Raw genomic sequence first — 19,699 nt, 5'->3', positions numbered from 1 at the left:
AAAAAACGCATTTTCCCATGTCGGGGAAATGTTGAAATTGATCCTCCTCTATTCCTAAATAAATCTACGAAAAAATATGCGTTTGAGTTTTTCGGTCCAACCAAAAAAAATCCGCTTCAAAACTGAAACGGATTTGGATAAAACTTTGACAAAGTAGATTATTCGGTAATCGTAATTTTTGTTCCTTTCGTATGCGCGTTCATTTGTGGCGCGTAATAATTTTGCAAAGTCGTAATTCCGTTACTAAACATTCCTGATGCGTTGCAAATATAATCGTACTCGAAAACATATTTTCCTTTCGGCATATTTTCAATATAGAAGTTCGTGGACGCATCTTTCGTCGATTGATAATAACCTAAACCGTTTTTCCATTCGTATCCGGAAATGATATTTAAAGGTTCAAAACCTGCTGCTCGCATATCTTTTAAATGAATGAATTCCATATTTCGGTCGGTGTTTAAAATCATTCTTACGGTGACTTTATCGCCAACTTTTAATGGGGAGTTTTCTGCAATTTTTACCAATTCTTCACCATTCACGGTTTTTACTTTTTTGTACAATTCTTTGATGATTGAAAGGTAAGATTCAGAAGATTTAATTTTATCTAAATCCTCATAATATTGCCAAAATAATCCACCTTGAACAATTCCGGGACCTGGTTTGGTAACGGTAACTGTTCCTAAATTTTTATCAATTTTTTCTTCTTTTAAAGTTGATTTCACATAACCCGTTGCTTTCGTATCGGGATTGGTGAGTTCTTTTCCGCCCCAAATAATCGTGGCTTTATCGCTTTCATTTGATGTCCAAGATTTTCCGGAATTTAAAATAGTAAAAATAACTTCCGCTGTTCCGCGCGAACTTCCCCAAGAATTCACTTCTTTTTGGGTAATCAACCAAATCTTCATTTCTTCAATAAAATTGGTATCGTTTGGAGTTAACTTATTGAAGGCTTCCAACGCTCCGGCGTGATTAACGGTTTTGGAATTGTACCATCCCCAATCGTTTAGATTTTGTTTCCAGTAAATTCCTTGCGTTTCTGATTCGGTTGAAGTTTCTTTTAAATAAGTCAATAATTTTTTAGATAAAACTGGCAGTTTATAATCATTGAACAGTAAAGCAGCACGATGCAAACCGAAGAACGTAAAATCTTTGATTTCGGCTTTTGGTGCTTTTTGAATAACTAAAGTTTTCAGTTGTGCTCCTTTTCCTTTTAATGGAAAGTCTTTTTTCCAATAATTTCGAGTGTCTAAATAGTCGAGAACATAATTATTCCAAACGTATTCTTTCTTCACGTCCCAATATTTAAAAACTTCTGAATCTACATAATTAATGAGTTTTGCAACCATTTCTTTCTGTTCGGAAGATTGATAATCCGCCGTATTTCCTTTGAGCCATTCATTAACTTTCCCGAGATTTTTCAAGATGTAAAGCGAGTTGTAATAAGAACTCGGATAACCTTGATACCAGGAAAATCCACCATCAGGATTTTGCAATTTCTGCAATTCGCTCCAATCTTCATTGATGGAATTTCGCATATTATTAGCATCGAATAATCTAGCGAGTTTTTCCATTTGTTCGGTTTCATTTTTCGATTCTAAAACCCACGGCGTTTCTTCCAGCAACAATTGTTTCAACTCCTGATTTTTTTCCAAATTAGAAGCCAATAAACCTTTGCTTTGATATTCTTCAAAAACAGTTTTCAGTTTCGGATTCGCTTTAAAAATTTCGGAAGCCAAAACATCGGCAAACCATTTATTGAAAATGACATCGGCAGAATTATTTTGATCGTTTTTCAAACTTGGCAATGCAAACATAATTTCCCAAATCGGATTGGTCGTCAATTCCAAAGTATTAGAGAAATTAGTTGCGGTATTCGAAGTATATTTTGCTAAATTTTCTAAAGTAAAAGTTTTAGTTTGACCTTCTTTTACGAAGATTGGAACGGCGTCTGTAACCAACATTCTGTTCGGTAAAACAGCGATTGCTTTTTGTTCGCCATCAGAAAAATTTCCGGCTTTTGCTACGATTTTAATAATCATTGATGAAACATCATTTGGAACTTTTAATTTCCAATTCACAACAGAATTTCCATTTTCTGCTAATTCAAAGGATTTTTGAGTTTCATCCAAATTAAATTTAGATGAAATATCCTCATTGGTAAAAGCATCTAAAATCTGAAGTTGCGCTACTCCACTTAATTTTTTTTCAACCAAACTTGAAAGTTTTGATTGCAGATTCAGTTTATCACCTTCACGTAAAAACCTTGGATAATTCGGCGTTACAGAAAACTCTTTTTGTGTAATGACTGATTTTTCTAAAGTTGCAGAACGTGCATCTTTGGTGTGCGCTAAAAACATGAGTTTCCATTGCGTCAATGCTTCCGGCGAGGTAAATTCAAAAGTCACATTTCCGTCTTTATCAGTCATTAAGTTTGGATAGAAAAATGCGGTTTCGTTTAGATTTTGACGGACGGGAATTTTTTCGAAATCTACTTCGTTTATTTCGTAATTCGTTAAAATTTGGATACCTGAAACTTTTCCTGTCAATGCTGATATCTTTTTTTTAATTCCAAGTGCCCCCTGGACCTCTTGTGATACTGTAGAATCTTGCATCGTAGGTGAAGCGGCACCTCTAATTTTAATATTTACATTTTTCGAAGCATCAATTTGAACTCCTGAAACTGTGTCCGTGAAGAAATCGCCCCCGAAACGACCATCAAACCAATTAAAATAGGGAATATTTACACCTTTCTGTTTTAAATATGAAACTCTTTTGTTAAAATTTTCCTGAGCCAAATTTTCATTAATTCCATAAGAATTTAGGATGAAATTTTTCTGATAAATTTGACGGAAAGAAAAAGAATTGCTGGCGAATTGATCCAAAGATTTATCATACATATTCGCCAAAACTTCAGCGTTGATCTTTTCTTTATCCTCACCTAAAACTTTAACGGTCCATTTTTCTTTTTGTCCAGGTTGTAATTTATCACGGAAGGTTACGGTTTCAATTCGCAAAGGTTTTTTGTCGGAAGCAATTGTCAAATTAACCGATTGCGTTTGTACATCATTGAAAGCAACCAACTGAAACTGAACATTGATTTGATCAATACTTTCGTCTTTCGGAAACGAAACTTCATATTCTAAAATTCCATTTTTAAATTTCTTTTGTTCGGTTAAAGTTTCGCCATTTCCGTTTTGAACATAAACATTGATTAAAGCATCTGGGATACCAGAATAAATAAAGATTTTCGCTTTTTCAGTTCTTTTAAATTCTGCTTTTGGTTGAAGAACTTTTAAATAAGGTTTTTGTGAATCCGCTAAAAATCGCTTGTCGAAAACCTCGAAAGTTTTTTCAATTTTAATGGTGTCTTTTCCTTCGATATTATAGAGTTCGAGTTTGTAATTTCCAGCAGCAAGTTTTCCGAGATTTAAATTAGTTGACAGTTGAGAGTTGTCAGTTGACGGTTGCTCTGTCTTTTCAATCAAGATTTTTTCCACTTTCCAATCTTTTTCTTCTTTAGAGAAATAATCATGTGGGAATTTTTGAATGAATTCTGCGTTTGAAAACTTTGGTAAATCCTGAATTTGGCTTTCAAAATTAGAACGATAAATTCTCTCTTTCGGCTGAAGTTTAGACAATTTGACATGATACGATTTCTTTAAATTTTGATCGTTGTAATTTTTGGTTTCAACTGTAATTTTTAAAGGTTCATCAGTAAAAGTATCTTTAATATCATCGGTCTTAATATAATGCGAAACCGAGGCAACTTTTACATTTTCTGTAGAAGATTGTGTTTCACCATTAATATCAGTCACAGAAGCATTAATCTCATAATTATCAACCTGAATTCCTTCTAAAGTTTCGTCTTTTTTAAGATCTAGTTTAATAATAAATTCTCCTTTATCATTGGTTTTAACTTCTCCGAGAATTGAATTTTGATTATCATTTCCCCTTGGAAACCACCAGAAATATCTCCAGCGAATATTCTGTTTTTTAATTTCATAATTCACAGTTGCATTGCTCAAAGCAACACCGGAAAACATCATTGCTTTTCCTTTCAGTTCAATGGTTTGGCCGTATTTGTATTCCTCTTTTATCGGATCAAAAGTAACTTCAAATTTTGGACGTTTGTATTCTTCAACCCTAAAATATTTGGTCGCATCACGATCTAAATCATCAGATTCAACTTCCAAAGAAAATTGTCCATTCAGTTTTCCATTAGGTAAAGTGAAACTTCCGTGGTAAGATCCGAACTCATTGGTGGTGAATTTCTGAGAAGATATTTTTTCGCCGTTAGCATCATTTAAAGTGATTTCCTGTGAAATTCCAGACGCTACAGATTCTTTATCCAAAAGCAATTTCGTATTAATCACTTTAAAATAAACGATTTGTCCGGGACGATAAATTCCGCGATCGATAAATATTTGCGCGAGATTTTTCTCGCCATTCGTTTTCGGTTCATTATAATATTGATTGCCGTAAACCTGCATTAAATTATAATCATTCGTCGAAGGTTGCTGCACCAAATAGTATCGGTAATACTGATTATCTTTAGAAACAGGAAATTTAAAAATCGCAGATTGATCCGTTTTTGCCGTAAAAGAATTGGCTTTATTATCGTTTGTAAATTCAAAGATTTTCAAATTTTCATTAGAAACTGCTTTTCCATTTTCGCGATTCACGATTTGTAATTGATCATCACTTGTTTTTCGTTCATCTTTTTTGTTAAAGATAATTCGTGAATTCGTGGCAATGAAATAAAAATTTTCCTGAATGGAATTTTCAACCACATATTCCGCGAGATAAATTCCTGAAGGAAGTGATTTTATTTCCAAAGAAGTTTTATGATTTTTATAATCTTTTAAATCCTGTAAATCGAAACTTTCTTTTCTCACCAAAGTTTTCTTAACCGCCGGAAAACGAGTTTTATCATACGAGTTTGCTATATATTTTAAAAAGTTCTGCTGATCATCTTTAACTTCATAAATATTCAAAGAAAACTTAGAAACATTTTTTGCGTCGACAACCAAGTGAATAGGCAGATTTGCTTGCGTATGAGTTTCGTAATTAATGGACAAACTGGGTTGAAGAATTGAATTTTCTCTATTAAGAATATTATTTAAAAATTTAGATTTTGAATATTCTTGCTTTGTGTTTTTAATTAATAAAAGCGCTTCGTTATATTTTTGATCAGCCGTTAATTGATCAAGGATTTCAGCGATAATCAAAACTTTATAATCGCCTTCAGTTGAAGATTTAACTAAATTTTGAAGTTGTTGAATTTTGTCTTTACAATTTGAAAAAGCACAATCGTCATTTATTTTTTGATGTTGAAAATAGAGTTTTGCGTTTCCTGAGTTTTTTGAAATCAATTCGTTATAAATTCCTAAAATTTTTGATTGATTGACTTTCTTTTCATTCGGTGTAAAAAGTTGCGAATTATTATAGAACTTAATTTCGTTAGTCGCATTCCAATCCAACAAAGTCGGGAAATAATCCAAGTTTTCGGTTCCTTCAAAAATCTCTTTATACTTCGACATTGAAATTTTTTGTAGTTCAGATTTCTTTAATTCTAAATCAGTAAAATGTTTCGCTAAATAATTTTTGAAATCTAATTTTGACCAAGTTTCAATCTGTGAAAAATCCTGATTATTGATATTGGTTCTTTGATTAATCTGCCACTGATTTTCATTGTAATAATCATTAAAAAACTCAACTAATAAAACCTGATACAAAAACTTTTCATCACCTTTTAGTTTTGCATCTAAACCATTTAATTTTGTGAAAAACTTACTGGAAGTATCATTTTGAATATCATCATAAGTTTGATTAATAATACTGAATTCTGCTTTCAAAGAACGCATAAGTTGCACCGGATTGTCTTCTTTCATGGCTTGATTTTGAATTTCTGAAATTAGAGGAAGATTGGATTTGAACTTTCCAGTTTTATAGTTTTCTGAAACTTTTTTCCACTGCAAATCATATTGTTTTTGGGCAAAAAAAGCAGGTAAAGTAAAAAGAAAAAGAACGAGAGTAAAAAATTTATTTTTCATAGATTTGTTTTATAATATGTAAAACCTTGTAGGTTTTTTAAAACCATTAAGGTTTATGGTTAAGCACTGTTTAAATTTACTAAAAAAATACATTATCAATAGTCAAATTTATGTTTCTTTAATGGGAACTTTGTTTGCTGTATTCTTTATGTTTGAGCAGAACATTATCAAAACCCCGACCATTGCGTTAATCTTTATTACTTATTTTAGCGGGTATATTTACACGAAATATCAAGGCAGCGGAAAAATCTTTAATAAAGTTCTCGCTTTCAATGTCATTTGCGGAATAATTTCCGCGGCTTTAATTATTTATAATCACAACGATGGCCGTTTGGTAAAATGGCTGATCATCGTAGTTTTAGGCTTACTCTACGACAGTAAATTTTTGAAATATTTTGTACGGGAAATACCTTTATTCAAAATATTTTATGTCGGTTTAACTTGGGCATTAATCAATTCCTGGTTAATTCTCCCTTATTTTAATTCGGAGATTTTCTGGATCAGTTGGATCTTTATCACCGCTTTGGTTTTGCCTTTTGATATTCGCGATATGCAGTCAGACACTATTGTAACTTTCCCTAGATTGATTGGGATTCAAAACACAAAATATTTGGCGTACGGACTAATTTTTATTGCCTTATTAATATCCATTTTTTGTTTGAAAAGCATTTATTCACTTGCATTTTTCCATACTTCAATCGTAACATTTGTAATGATCTATTTTTCAGAAAGTTCTAATAGAGATTCTTATTTTTCGTTTTGGGTTGAGAGTTGCAGTGGATTGCCAATGTTATTTTTAATACTATATTGGCTTATTAATTGATATTCACTTTTTATCTAAAAAAATTCTTTTGAGCCATAAATTTACTTTTCTGATTATTCTCTTCTTATCTTCAATTTCTTATGCTTCAGCACAAGAGAAAAAAGATTCTCTTTACTACAAAATTGAAGAATTTTCTGACAAAAGGAAAACCACAAAATTTCTTCACCGTTTACTTTTTCGGCGTAATGCAGATTCAGTTTCAGTAGAATCCAGGACCAAAGAATATTCCCGAATTTCATACAACGACAAAATCATCCGATCGATAGACATTCAAACTATCGATCCGTTCGGATATGAAATTACGAGTAAACCCAAAGATTCTACTTGGTATGTTCGGCTTGCAGACCGCATTCACATTGATTCCAAAAAATCGACGATCAGCAATTATCTCCTTTTCAAAAAAGGCGAAAAATACAATGCGCAGAAATTATATGAATCAGAACGTTTATTAAGAAAAATGAAGTTCGTCAATCGGGTCAATATCAGTATTATTGATAGTACATCTACACGGGATTCTATTGATGTTATGGTTAAAGTTTTGGATTACTGGAGCATTAAACCTAAACTCAGTTTATCTGGAAGTAAAATTGGAGCCGGAATTACTGAAGAAAACTTTTTGGGTTTAGGACACGAAGTCAGTTTTCTTTATTCCAATGATTTTAAAGAAAAAGAAAATAATATTTACGGTGAATATAAAGCAAATAATATCTACGGCACCTTCATTGATGCGGGAATTTCTGGGGAGAAAGATTATGTAGATAATGAAAGAATTACTTTTAATGCAAGTCGAGAATTCTTTTCACCGTTAACAAGATGGGCAGGTGGATTTACCTTCGAGTATTTTAAGAAAAAGGTATTAATGCCAATGAAAAATGAAGAAATTTATCCTGAAGTTCAGATTAAAGTGTATAATCAAGATTTATGGGGAGGATACCAATTTCCTGTTTTCATAGGTAATAAGGCAGAGATATCTAGAAACATTGCGCTCTTAGGTCGCTTTCAAAATTATCAATATAAGGATCATCCAGTTTCAGATTCCCAGAATTTTTTCACTTCTTACAATAGTTTTTTAGCTTCAGCCAACTATGTAGAAAGAAAATTCTCGGTGAGAAAAAATATTTTCGAGTATAATCTTCCAGAGGATATTCCCTACGGAAAATCATTTGGAATCACTTTAGGATTACTCAGTAGAAGTGGCGAAATCGTTCCTTATGGAGGTGTTTCTGCAGGAATAGGAAGTTTTATCAACTGGGGATATTTTACCGCTAAAGCCGAGTACGGTAGATTTCTTACGGAAGAACAAGAAAACAGCCATTCTATAAACTTAGAAGGGACTTATTTTACCAACTTGCATCAGTATAAATTTGGCAAAGTCAGACATTTCTTTTCTCCTTCTTTTGCTTGGGGAAGTCAGCGTTACAATTTCAATTATAAAGACCGAATGACGATTTCTGGGCAAGAAGAATTTCCGGCTTACAGTGAAGATTTCAGTGGGACAAAGAAATTAATACTTCGACATCAAATGCAATTATTCGTCAATAAAACCTGGAAAAATTTTCATATCAGTCCTTATAGCATAATCTCATTAGGATGGATTGCCCAGAATAATGAAAATATTTTCAAAACAAAAACTCATTCCAAATTTGGGATCGGTGTTCTGCTGAATAATCCATATTTAGTCTTCAACAAAATTCAACTTTCATTCGTTTACTATCCGAATGTTCCATTTGATAACAAAGCAGTTTATGAATTTAATGATTACCGAAATAATCAGTTGCCATTTAACTCTTTTAAAACCGACATTCCTCATTTTGTAAATTTTGAAAACTAAAATTCAAGCATCTTTTTTTGAGAGCGGTCTGAAATGAAATTTTTATCTTTACAGAAATTTAGATTGATGGAAAATTTCGAAAGAGAAAGAAACAATTTATATTATTTCATTTTGGGAAAATCATGAAAATCCTGAAAGACTTCAAACCATTTTAGGACTATGATCATCACCAATTTAAAAATTCAGAATTTCAAAAATCATCAGGAACAAGACTTCGATTTCTCTAAACAAATCAATTGTTTTGTCGGAAATAATGGCGTGGGCAAAACAAATATTCTCGATGCACTCCACTATTTGTCGATGGCAAAAAGTTTTCTGGGAAATAAAGACGTCAATAACATTAAAACTGATGAAGATTTCTTTACCATCGAAGGAACAATTGATGATGGTGAAAAAGAAAACATCATCAAAATTCAGCAACCAAAAGAAGCGAAGAAACTCATTAAAAAAAATGATAAACCCTATGATCGAATTGCTGATCATATAGGATTTTTGCCTAGCGTTATTATTTCTCCATACGACTCGAACTTGATTTCTGATTCGGGAGAAAGTCGCCGTAAATTTTTGGATGCCATGATTTCACAAACTGATTCTGAGTATCTTTTTAACCTAATTCAATATCAAAAAACGGTTCAGCAAAGAAATGCGTTATTAAAAGATTTCGCCAGAAATAGATATTTCGATGCTGACAGTTTAGAAATTTATAATGAGCCTTTAATTAAATTTGCCACAAGAATTTTTGAAAAAAGAAAAGAATTCGTAGATTCAATCGTGCCATTAATTCAAAATTATTACGAGATTATTTCTAACGGAAAAGAAAAAGTAACTGTAATTTATGAGTCCGATTTAAAGGATAATTCCTTCGCAAGTTTGCTTCAACAAAATTTAGAAAAAGACAGAATTCTGACTTACACATCGAAAGGAATTCATAAAGACGATTTGCTTTTTGAGATGAACGGAATTTCCATGAGAAAGACGGCCAGTCAAGGTCAGCAAAAATCTTTTTTAATTGCACTGAAACTTTCACAAATGAACAGGATTAAAGAATTGACGGGTAAAACGCCCATTCTTTTACTGGATGATATTTTCGATAAATTAGATGATTCGCGGGTTTCACAATTAATAGAACTCGTTAATCAGGAACTTTTCGGCCAAATATTTATCACCGATACAAGTCGGGAAAGAACCGAAAATATTGTGAAAAGAATTAATGAGGAAAGTAAGATATTTGAGTTATCATGAAAAAAAAGAAAAGAGAATATCAATCCTCAGAACTCGTGAAATCATTCGCGAGATTATATGGTTTTGAAAATAAATTACTGGCTTTTGAAGTTAAAGATTTCTTGCATGAATATTTGAATGATGCACTTTTCAATGAAATTGAATCTGTAAATTTGAACAAGAAAATTTTAGAGATAAGAATAAAATCTCCCTTGCTGAAAAACGATTTTAGAATGCGAAAAACCTTTTATTTAAAAAAGTTTCAGGAGAAATTTGGCGAGGAACATTTTATTGATCTTCTGGTTTTGTAACAATTGTATTGTCTACCATTTCCTTGGTGCTGTTGTCTAAATTTGAAGAAATCGGCACAAAAAAGCGTAAAGGATTTTTCATAAAATACCTGAATATTTCGCGATAAATTTCTTTTACTTCTCCAAAATTTACTTTCCTTGACTGGAATGCTAACATCATCGACAAGCCGAAACTCACGGCAAAGTTGAAAAAACCAATCAGGAAAACCGTTCCGAATGCGATCCAGAAAGTAGCACTGCTTACTGAAAAATCAGCACCATATAATCCCAATGCAAAATTTCCTGAGGCGAAGGTAATGTGACGAATATCTAAATCTAAGCCGAGGAAAAGCCCGATTGGACCTGTAACTCCAAGAAAAATACCGAACCAAAAATTCGAAATAATTCCTGCCCAATTTTTTGCATAATATTCTGAAAGTCCTTTAGCTGTATTTTTTCCTACAAAATAATTTAGGAAAGGATTTTTCTCAATTCGTTTCGGAATGTGATAAAACACCGAACTATTCCCGACATTCCCCGAAATGATTCCGGAAATAAAGAGGAAAAACCCAGCAATACACGCATGGAAAATAGCTTTCGATTGTATAGGGTCTAAATCTTTTAAGAGCGATACCGATTTTTCTGCCCCGAAATTTTGTTTAAAAATAACGTCCATTCCGTAAATAATCGCGAGTGCAATTGGGAACGCAAGTAAGACATTTCCCATAAAAGCAATGAATTGTGACCTGAATAATTTCGAAACTAAATGCGCAAAATCAACATAATTTTTACGGGTATTTTCTCCTTCAGAAAGAACTTTCGCCATTGTTGCCGCAGTCATCGCTGGCTGTTTTGTAGCCAAAGTATAATTCATTAAATAAATCATAATGAATCCCATCGCGTAATTAAATGCATAGTAGAATGCATGCGAAAAATCACTGCCTGGAATATAACCATATAGCAACTTCAGAACACACAATGCGCCTACAATGACGCCACCACCACTCGCCCGCCAAAACATACTCATATAATCCTTAGACGTTGAAGTAATGTAGTGCGTACCTGTTTCCGCAGTGTGATTGGTAATCAGGTGAGATTTCAGCGTGGTGCTGTCGGAAATTAATTCGCGTAAATTATTTTTGTGAGATTTATATTCTAATATTTTGAAAGACAATCGTTTAGAATTATTAAGTACATCTTGTTCTTTGTCAAAGATCATTACTGATAGAATATCAGACATCCTATCTAACTGCTGTCTAATTTTGATTAATGACTGATTAATTTTTCCGGAGATGCCGTATTTAGAGGAGTTTTTAAAGGCCAACGCAACAAAATCTAAACATTGGTGCAGTAAGACTTTAATCTGCTTGTAATTCACATCTTTCGACGTCAAATGAAAATCTGGATTTTCCTTGTAACTTTGATTCAGTAAATCAATTTCATTTTGCATGGCCAAAAATGGATTATCAAAATTCCGATATTCCGGCGCCATATTTACCACCTGCACATCCATTGCATTTCCTATAATTCGCCAGGAAAGAATGTTTAATGAAAGAAGCAACTCATTTTTTACTTGTGGTTTTAGAATATAATCGTCAATCTTCAATAATCTGAAAAGTTCATTTAGATCTTCTTTATCAAGATTTCTAAAAAACTCCAAATCAACTTTCGGCCGAACAGAAACCGTATCGACCAAATACCAAATCGTTTCTTCATTCTCCACACTCGGCAATAATTTATCGAGCAATCTTTTCTTTAATTCAGGATAAAATGCATTTTCAGAGAGGATATTGGCCTCTGTCAAAGAAAGGTTGAAAGGTTTACCTTCGAATATATTACGGATATAATATCCCAAATTTTCGGTAACTTCTTTGTTCTCGCGAAGAAATTCTAAAACTTCATGAAAATCGCTGGACCGAATACTTGGCAGCAATTCAATTAATGGATCCAATGATTTAGTTTCATTTTTAAAACTAAAAAACTTGGTAAGCAAAACTGAGAAACTTTCTCTATGTCGAAATAATATCCCCATAATCTCTGTAAAGATAAATTATTTAAGCGTGATATTATTCATTTGTCGCATGATCCAATTATGCTTTTTATTGAGGTAAGCAGACGGATTCTTGGGATCGTATTTACTGGGATTTGGCAAAACAGTAGCGATCCAGGCGGCTTCACTTTTGGTTAAATCTTTAGACCTTTTATGAAAATAATATTGTGAGGCAGACTCTACACCAAAAACACCACGTCCCATTTCTATTGAATTCAGATATCTTTCTAGAATAACATCTTTCCCCCAAACCAATTCGATAATGAAGGTGTAAACTGCTTCGAAACCTTTTCTAATCCAACTTCTTCCCTGCCAAAGGAAAACGTTTTTTGCGGTCTGCTGTGAAATCGTACTTCCACCGCGAATCTTTTTGCCTTGCTGATTATGTTGCATTGCTTTTTCAATGGCTTTATAATCGAAACCATTATGCCCGAAAAACCTTTGATCTTCCGAAGCAATTACTGCCTTCTTCACATTATCACCCATTTCATCGTAAGAAATATAATCTCTGTCGAGTTTTCCATATTCTAACAAACCACCAATTTGAGTAAAGGTGATGGGCGGATTAAAGAATTTACCCCAGACAATAAAAAGAATATTTGCCAGGATGATGATATAGATAAGTCTTTTAATTTTCTTCCACATAAATAATCAGTCAATAAGTGAACAGTTTCAAAGGTGCAAAAATAGAAATAAAATTTACTTCAACTCCCTTAAATATGTTAATTGGTAATTTGGTAATAATTCGGGATGAAAAATTTTGAGGTAATCTTTAAGCACAATATCCGCTCTAACGACTCCACTTTCGAAGTAATCATTTGATTTCCCATTGGTTCTTCCTGTAATCGTGTAGAGTTTACCACTATTGAAAACTGGAAATTTGGTATAATTCGGATTAATCTGTAGCAACTCTTTTTTGTTTTCATGATTCCCAATATTCACCCAGTATTCGGCTTTCTGCCCTTTTGCAAAAACTTCTTCAAAACTCATTGGGATTGCTTTTGTATCATTATTATCAGCATTAATATAAGTTGCATTGGCATCAGAAATAAATTGGGCTAAATTAGATTTCCCACCTGGCAGAAACCATTGACTTCCATACATTTCATTGGCAAGAACAATTGGTTTATCAGCAGCAGTTTTCGCTAGTGTTTTTAAAGAATCATAACTTTTTCTAATTTTTTCTAATTTAGAAATTGCCTTTTTTTCATTATTAAAGAGTTCCCCGAATACCAATAAATATTTTGATTTTTCTAAAGGGTTCTGTTCTAAATATTCATCGAGGAAAATAATTTCGATTCCGTTTTTCTTTATTAAATCATAAGTATTTTCAAAACTTGCAATATAATTGGTGAAAATCACATCAGGCTTTAGAGCAATAATTTTCTCCAAATTATATTTTTGTTCATTTCCTACATTCTCTATTTTTCCTTCATCAATTAGTTGATGAACTTTTTCTGAATAAACATATTCCGGACTGGAGATTCCGATGATGTTTTGTTCTAAATTAAGTTCTGTAAAATAGCCAACCAAACTTGCATTCAACAAAATCACTTTTTTGTAAGGAAGTTTAGAAGTTGGAATTGAATAATTAAATTTCCCTGATTTTAGAAGAAAATTATTTCCATCTTCTTTAAATTGAACATTTTCGGAAATAATTTGCCAATCTTCTGACGTAGATTTAATTTCTTTTTTACAAGCGAAAAGAAGAAAAAGTGATAAAAAAGTAAAAAAAGTTGATTTCATTCTTCAAAGGAAATAAAAAAGTATTATATTTGCAAACCGAAAAACAGGCCTCGTGGCGCAACTGAATAGCGCACCTGATTACGGCTCAGGAGGTTACAGGTTTGAATCCTGTCGAGGTCACTAAGTAAGAAACTTCATTAAAAGTTTTTTTATTATTAAAGGAATAATAAGTTTTACAGAGATAAGGATATAACATTCCTTTAATTTGGCTTGTCATTCCTTTTTTTTGTTAAAATATCTTGGTTTAATCTTTGAATAATCAATAATAATTAAAAAAGATTACCTAAAAACTCAGGTAATCTTTTTTAATATTAAACAGAACTGAATTTTAGTTCTTAATAATCTTTCTTGTTACTTTTTCACCATTTTGAAGAGTAATTTCTACGAGATACATTCCTTTGGCTAAAGTCGAAACATCGATCACTTTATCACTAATTTGTTTTGCCACATTTTGTTGACCAGCCAAATTATAGATTTTCACAGCATCTATTTTTTCGTTTGTGTTAATATGTAGAATATCTTTTGCAGGATTAGGATATACCGTAGTTTTTGTAGTTTGGTTATCGCTTACTCCTAGGATCGAAAGTGTTTTTTCTTGCGAGTTGTTAGAATATGCTCTCGAAGCATCAATTGCTTTTACACTCCAGAAAAGTTCAGATGAAAGTCCTGCTTTTTTCAAATACCAATTTTTGGTAGTCACTACATACTTTGCTATATCAGATTTTCCTGATGCCGAACCTACATTTAATTCATATTGCAAAATATTTTCGGGTGTTTTATCATCATTAGCCCCAGACCAACTAAATAAAATCTTATCTGCTTCCACAATAGTATTAAGAACAGTTGGAGCGCTAGGTTTTTGATTATTTCCCGCTAAAGAGTTTTGGTAGAGTTTTGTTTTGGGCAGGTTATCAGCATCCGTCCAATCGAAACCATTAATCATAACATCAAGTTTGTTATCATTATTAAAATCAAAAAGTTGTATACTTCCACCACTTCCAAGTTTATATAATTCATTATTTTCTGATTTTGCAAAATTATTTGTTGCCGGATTATAAATGAAAATATCTACCTGTCCATCATAATTCTCATCATTACCATTAATAATAAAATCATAATAACCATCATTGTTTAAGTCACCAACTTGTACATTTGAATCATCAAAACCTTCACCTTCAATTATATTTTCGGTAAAATACCCTGTTCCATCATTTATAAAAAAAGCGAGATAGCCATTATATTCTTTATCTGTTCCGTGAACAACGAAATCTAAAAAACCATCATTATTAAAATCGGCATACGCTATTTTTCCGCCGTTAATTACTGGTAATTCCTGAGAAAGTACTAAGGTGCCGTTTGTATTTTTATATACTTTAAAAATCGGCTCTATGTCGATATTAAAACCTAAAATTATTAAATCTAATTCATTGTCATTATTAACATCAATTACCTTGAAATCACCATTTTGTGTCCCTTCTGACCAAGCTTTTATTTCTGTAAAATCATTTCCACTATTTAGATAAAGATCGAGATCATAGGTAAAGCCGTTTGGAGTATATCGAACTCCATTTAAGGCATAATCTTGTTTTCCATCATGATTAAAATCAAAAACCTCTAAACTTCCAAAGATTTTTCCTGGTAAATTTTTCATCAACTCAAATCCATTTCCTGTATTTCTGAAACGGTATTGCTGATAATTTACAATATCGTTATAACTTAAACCAGTGGTAATAATATCCTGAAAACCATCATTATCAAAATCGATGAATTTCACATCACTTAAATGAACCGCATTGGTATTAAATTCCTGAAAAGAGGTAAACTGACCTCCGTTATTTCTGTACAATTCGTTAAATGTTACATCAACATTATTGTTATTATCAGAATCAATTGCGCCAGTAAAAAAGATATCCTGAAAACCATCGTTATCAATATCCCCAACTGCGGAGGCTGAATAATAAAAATTCTTGAAGGGTAAGTTCTGAACTTCTTGAAATTGTTGAGCCTGAACGATTGTTACAGAGCATAAACCTAAAGCGAAATAAAATTTCTTCATGTTATTTTTATTTAGAATAATTATAAATTAGGGCCAAATATAGAACTTCATTTAGAATGGGCAAAGATTAGAATTGGTGATTTAAGTCATACTCTAATTATCAAAAAAAGTATATACAGACAAAAAAAACCGCTTCGAAAATTTCGAAGCGGTTTTTTTTTGTCTATCAATTAACTTATTTTTCCAAGAGTAAAGAAACCCATTCTTCCCGTTGAATTTTCTTTTTTAAAGTTAATTTTTGTGCCGTACAAACTTCCAGAATATCATCTACATCAAAGAAACATAAGCCAGAAAGCAATAATTGTCCGCCATTATTTAAAACTGAAACATAAGTCGGAATATCTGAAATCAGAATATTTCTGTTGATGTTCGCTAAAATAATATCGAAGTTTTCTTTACCTAAATTCTCAGCAGTTCCTTGAGAGATTTCAAGTTCTACGTTATTTCTTGCTGCGTTTTCAATTGAATTTTCAACAGACCATTCATCGATGTCAATTGCTACGGTTTTTCCCGCTCCTTGTTGTTTAGCGAAAATGGCTAAAACAGAAGTTCCGCAACCCATATCCAAAACAGTTTTATTTTCGAAATTCATGTCGAGCATTTGCTGAATCATCAAATAAGTTGTGGCATGATGTCCAGTTCCGAAAGACATTTTTGGCTGAATAATAATTTCGTGCGGCAAGTTTTGATTTGGATGAAATTCTGCACGAATAGAAACTTGATCTTCAATATTAATCGGTGAAAAGTTTTTTTCCCATTCTTCATTCCAGTTGATATTCGGCATTTCTTTGAAAGTATAAGAAATACTAATTTCAGGATTCTGAAGCAAATGAACTTCTTTCAGTTCTTCATCTTTGAATAATTCGGTTTGAATGTAGGCCAAAATCCCGTCGTGTTCTTCGGTAAAACTGTCGAAACCGATTTCGATGAGTTCTGCCATTAAGATTTCGTTCCAGGGTTGTAGTGGCTGTATTTTGAAATTAAATTCCAGGTAATTTTGCATGCTTATCTTTTTGCAAAAATAGTGATTTTAAGCCGAAACTGCGCCCCGCATTGAACGGCATGTTTGAGCTCTTTTTTATCGTTGTCTGAGCAAAAGCGAAGACAATGATAAAAAAAGCGAGTAGTGAAAGCCGGAAAAGGCTCCAAAAAACAATTATTAAATAATGCCTTTCGACGAAGTCAATTGTGCGCCCAAAAAGTCGACCAACTCAGTTTGACTACGATTTATGAAAATGAGAAGGAAATGCGTCTTCTGGTTTTTGGCGGAAAACATTGAGTAGAATCCAGGACTTTAAAAAGCCGTAACCGTACGAAAACATTTGGATATAAGTCGCCATAATCGCCATTGCAGCGATGCTGACGTTTCTTGTTTTGTATAAAGCGTGGAAGAAAATGATGAAGGTGTAAAGTCCGTAAAAACCTAAAATAAGGCCTTTTTGAAAGAAAAAATATTCGATAAATCCGAGGAAATATCCCAGTAAAAAAAGTGATGGAAAGGCGAAAGATATTTTCACATATTTCGGGTGACGCTGATTGAGAATCGGACGCGCACAACCGAATTGATAAACTTGTTTTGAGAATTTCCCAAAGTCAACTCTGCGTTTATGATAAACACCGATATCATCAAAAAATGCAGTCGTAAAACCGTTTTCCCAAAGTCTCATTGAAAGATCAGGATCTTCGCCGATTCGCATTTCTGAAAAACCATTTACTTTTTCGAAAGCCGATTTTCGAACGCCCATATTGAAACTTCGTGGCTGGAATTTGGTCACCGCTTTCTTATTGCCACGAATTCCGCCTGTTGTAAAAACGGAAGTCATGGAATAGGAAATCGCTTTTTGCATGAGATTAAAGCCTTTGTGGGCTTTGTCGGCGCCTCCAAAAGCGTCACACGGAATTTCGGAAATGTTCTTCTTTATATTTTGGATATAATCGGTTTCGACAATTACATCTGAATCGACGAAAACAAGCCAATCATTTTTGGCTCGTTTTGCACCGTAATTTCGTGATAATCCCGGACCGGAATTGTCTTTTCTAAAAAATTCTATGGTTAAACTTTCGTTGAATAATTCTGCGGTCGGACGTAAATTAATCAACGAACCGTCATCTACAATAATCACCTCAAAGTCTTTATCAGTTTGATGTGACAAGGAATTGAGCAACTCGAAAAGTTCGTCTTTTCTGTTGTAGATGGCGATGATTATTGAGATTGACTGCATAGTTTATTTAACCACAAAAGGCACAAAAGTTTTATTTCTAAAAATTTTTCAAAAAGTTCAAAAAAGAAAATGGAATTGATTAACTATCCCCTTCTCTCCCTTCTAATTTGTGGATTTTCTTCGTTCCTTCATACATTTCGTACTGCATAAAACGACATTCTAGTTTTCCATTGAATAGTTTGATTTTTCTTGAAGGTCGTAATCCTACTCTTTTTAATGAATCTAAATCGGAAGAAATTAACCAAGCCAAAGTATTGGGATAGTTTTTCTTAAAAGTATCTCCAATTTTTGCGTAAAACTCATCATCATTAATTACAATTCTTTCGTCATAAGGTGGATTGAAAACCATCATTAATGGGAACAATTCTTTTTTAGATTCGAAGAAATCCTGGTGTTTCACTTCGATCACATCTTCCATTTCGGCAGACTCGATATTGATTCTTGCAGCGTGCAGCATATCCGAATCGATATCGTAACCAACAATTTTTCCGGTGAATTCTTTCACACGATTCAGACGAACTTCTTTAATTGTTTTGAATAATTCTTCGTCATAATTTAACCAGTTTTGGAATCCGAATCTTCTACGGAAAGTTTGAGCCGGTAAATCCATCGCAATCATGGCTGCTTCAATTAATAATGTTCCGGAACCGCACATTGGATCAAGGAAATTTCCTTTTCCGTCCCAACCTGCTAATTGTAACATTCCTGATGCAAGTACTTCATTCAATGGCGCTTCACCTTGTTCTTTCCTATAACCTCTTTTGAATAAAGGATCTCCGGAAGAATCCAAAGAAACAGTTACCAATTCTCGGTCGATATGAAGATGAATTTTAACATCTGGATTTTGCGTATCAACGTTCGGTCTTTTGTTGTATTTGAATTTAAAGAAATCGACAATCGCATCTTTCATTTTTTGAGCCATGAACTGAGAATGCGAAAATCTTTCAGAATAAATGGTTGTATCGATTGCAAAAGATTGATCAACGGTCATATATTCATCCCACGGAAAATCGAAAAGTTTGTCGTAGAAACGGTTTTCGTCCCACGCTTTGAAAGTCAAAACCGGAACTAAAATTTTCAACGCCGTTCTTGCTGAGTAATTAATTTTATAAAGAAAACCTAAATCTCCTTCAACATTTACCGCACGGTTTTTAACTTCGACATTTGTTCCGCCAAGTTTTCTGATTTCTTCTGCTAAAATTTCTTCGAGTCCGAAAAACGTTTTAATCTGTATTTTTAAATTTTCTGTATCCATATATTGATGACCAACAATTTGCTGGTATTTATTAAAAGTGAATTGAGTTTATTATTAAAGGCTCTTTTAAAATGACAAATTGAATTTATAAGATTTCAAAAGATGATTATTAACAAAAGAAATCTTTTTACAACTTATCGTTTTAGAAATGC

General features: G+C 32.8%; 12 protein-coding genes and 1 tRNA gene. 5 read left to right on the top strand and 8 right to left on the bottom strand.

From position 1 onward, the window contains the following. Positions 1–158: 158 nt before the first annotated feature. Complete coding sequence (locus PUH65_RS09925; RefSeq protein ID WP_305519845.1) at positions 159–6,053, bottom strand: alpha-2-macroglobulin; 5,895 nt, start codon at positions 6,051–6,053, stop codon at positions 159–161. Between the two features lie 121 nt (positions 6,054–6,174). On the opposite strand from PUH65_RS09925, the gene PUH65_RS09920 reads away from it, so the two are divergent. From PUH65_RS09920 to PUH65_RS09905, 4 genes are all read left to right on the top strand, one after another. After that, complete coding sequence (locus PUH65_RS09920; protein WP_305519844.1) at positions 6,175–6,876, top strand: hypothetical protein; 702 nt, start codon at positions 6,175–6,177, stop codon at positions 6,874–6,876. Positions 6,877–6,904: 28 nt separating this feature from the next. Further along, positions 6,905–8,707 carry a hypothetical protein gene (locus PUH65_RS09915; RefSeq protein ID WP_305519843.1) on the top strand — a complete coding sequence of 601 codons (1,803 nt, stop codon included), beginning with the start codon at positions 6,905–6,907 and terminating at the stop codon, positions 8,705–8,707. A 159-nt stretch (positions 8,708–8,866) separates the two neighbouring features. Beyond that, positions 8,867–9,949 carry a DNA replication/repair protein RecF gene (locus PUH65_RS09910; protein WP_305519842.1) on the top strand — a complete coding sequence of 361 codons (1,083 nt, stop codon included), beginning with the start codon at positions 8,867–8,869 and terminating at the stop codon, positions 9,947–9,949. Continuing rightward, positions 9,946–10,239 (top strand): hypothetical protein, encoded by a 294-nt coding sequence (locus tag PUH65_RS09905; RefSeq protein ID WP_305519841.1) that lies wholly within the window; start codon positions 9,946–9,948, stop codon positions 10,237–10,239. Before PUH65_RS09910 ends, PUH65_RS09905 begins: the two co-directional genes overlap by 4 nt. Here the strand turns inward: PUH65_RS09905 and PUH65_RS09900 are convergent. Genes PUH65_RS09900 through PUH65_RS09890 form a run of 3 tightly spaced genes read right to left on the bottom strand, consistent with a single transcriptional unit; the run spans position 10,217 to position 14,014 of the window. Next, positions 10,217–12,250 (bottom strand): recombinase, encoded by a 2,034-nt coding sequence (locus tag PUH65_RS09900; protein WP_305519840.1) that lies wholly within the window; start codon positions 12,248–12,250, stop codon positions 10,217–10,219. The genes PUH65_RS09905 and PUH65_RS09900 overlap by 23 nt on opposite strands. 18 nt (positions 12,251–12,268) lie before the next feature. After that, positions 12,269–12,913: a monofunctional biosynthetic peptidoglycan transglycosylase gene (mtgA, locus tag PUH65_RS09895; protein ID WP_305519839.1), complete on the bottom strand. Its 645-nt coding sequence runs from the start codon at positions 12,911–12,913 to the stop codon at positions 12,269–12,271. 54 nt (positions 12,914–12,967) lie between these two features. Next, a complete protein-coding gene (locus PUH65_RS09890; protein ID WP_305519838.1) occupies positions 12,968–14,014 on the bottom strand; it encodes an ABC transporter substrate-binding protein in 1,047 nt (348 codons plus the stop codon). Between the two features lie 46 nt (positions 14,015–14,060). Here PUH65_RS09890 and PUH65_RS09885 point away from each other — a divergent pair. Next, positions 14,061–14,134: transfer RNA gene (locus PUH65_RS09885), tRNA-Arg, on the top strand. A gap of 208 nt (positions 14,135–14,342) precedes the next feature. On the opposite strand, the gene PUH65_RS09880 is transcribed toward PUH65_RS09885, so the two are convergent. The 4 genes from PUH65_RS09880 to PUH65_RS09865 all read right to left on the bottom strand — a co-directional run bounded on the left by PUH65_RS09880 (position 14,343) and on the right by PUH65_RS09865 (position 19,547). After that, positions 14,343–16,070: a T9SS type A sorting domain-containing protein gene (locus tag PUH65_RS09880; RefSeq protein WP_305519837.1), complete on the bottom strand. Its 1,728-nt coding sequence runs from the start codon at positions 16,068–16,070 to the stop codon at positions 14,343–14,345. A gap of 175 nt (positions 16,071–16,245) precedes the next feature. Then, positions 16,246–17,073: a 50S ribosomal protein L11 methyltransferase gene (gene prmA, locus PUH65_RS09875; RefSeq protein ID WP_305519836.1), complete on the bottom strand. Its 828-nt coding sequence runs from the start codon at positions 17,071–17,073 to the stop codon at positions 16,246–16,248. A 217-nt stretch (positions 17,074–17,290) separates the two neighbouring features. Next, positions 17,291–18,292 carry a glycosyltransferase family 2 protein gene (locus PUH65_RS09870; RefSeq protein WP_305519835.1) on the bottom strand — a complete coding sequence of 334 codons (1,002 nt, stop codon included), beginning with the start codon at positions 18,290–18,292 and terminating at the stop codon, positions 17,291–17,293. A 79-nt stretch (positions 18,293–18,371) separates the two neighbouring features. Beyond that, the gene (locus PUH65_RS09865) at positions 18,372–19,547 is read right to left on the bottom strand and encodes a class I SAM-dependent RNA methyltransferase (protein WP_305519834.1); all 1,176 of its coding nucleotides are present in this window, start codon (positions 19,545–19,547) and stop codon (positions 18,372–18,374) included. Positions 19,548–19,699 lie beyond the last annotated feature (152 nt).

Origin of the sequence: Kaistella sp. SH40-3, from assembly GCF_030686865.1 — a bacterium.
Taxonomy (GTDB): domain Bacteria; phylum Bacteroidota; class Bacteroidia; order Flavobacteriales; family Weeksellaceae; genus Kaistella.
The sequence above is the reverse complement of the archived record's forward strand: the minus strand, read 5'-3'. Positions and strand labels throughout refer to the sequence as shown.

Coding starts and splice junctions, on each gene's coding strand:
- PUH65_RS09925 (WP_305519845.1), bottom strand. CDS start 6,053: ATGAAAAATAAATTTTTTACTCTCGTTCTTTTTCTTTTTACTTTACCT.
- PUH65_RS09920 (WP_305519844.1), top strand. CDS start 6,175: ATGGGAACTTTGTTTGCTGTATTCTTTATGTTTGAGCAGAACATTATC.
- PUH65_RS09910 (WP_305519842.1), top strand. CDS start 8,867: ATGATCATCACCAATTTAAAAATTCAGAATTTCAAAAATCATCAGGAA.
- PUH65_RS09905 (WP_305519841.1), top strand. CDS start 9,946: ATGAAAAAAAAGAAAAGAGAATATCAATCCTCAGAACTCGTGAAATCA.
- PUH65_RS09900 (WP_305519840.1), bottom strand. CDS start 12,250: ATGGGGATATTATTTCGACATAGAGAAAGTTTCTCAGTTTTGCTTACC.
- mtgA (WP_305519839.1), bottom strand. CDS start 12,913: ATGTGGAAGAAAATTAAAAGACTTATCTATATCATCATCCTGGCAAAT.
- PUH65_RS09890 (WP_305519838.1), bottom strand. CDS start 14,014: ATGAAATCAACTTTTTTTACTTTTTTATCACTTTTTCTTCTTTTCGCT.
- PUH65_RS09880 (WP_305519837.1), bottom strand. CDS start 16,070: ATGAAGAAATTTTATTTCGCTTTAGGTTTATGCTCTGTAACAATCGTT.
- prmA (WP_305519836.1), bottom strand. CDS start 17,073: ATGCAAAATTACCTGGAATTTAATTTCAAAATACAGCCACTACAACCC.
- PUH65_RS09870 (WP_305519835.1), bottom strand. CDS start 18,292: ATGCAGTCAATCTCAATAATCATCGCCATCTACAACAGAAAAGACGAA.
- PUH65_RS09865 (WP_305519834.1), bottom strand. CDS start 19,547: ATGGATACAGAAAATTTAAAAATACAGATTAAAACGTTTTTCGGACTC.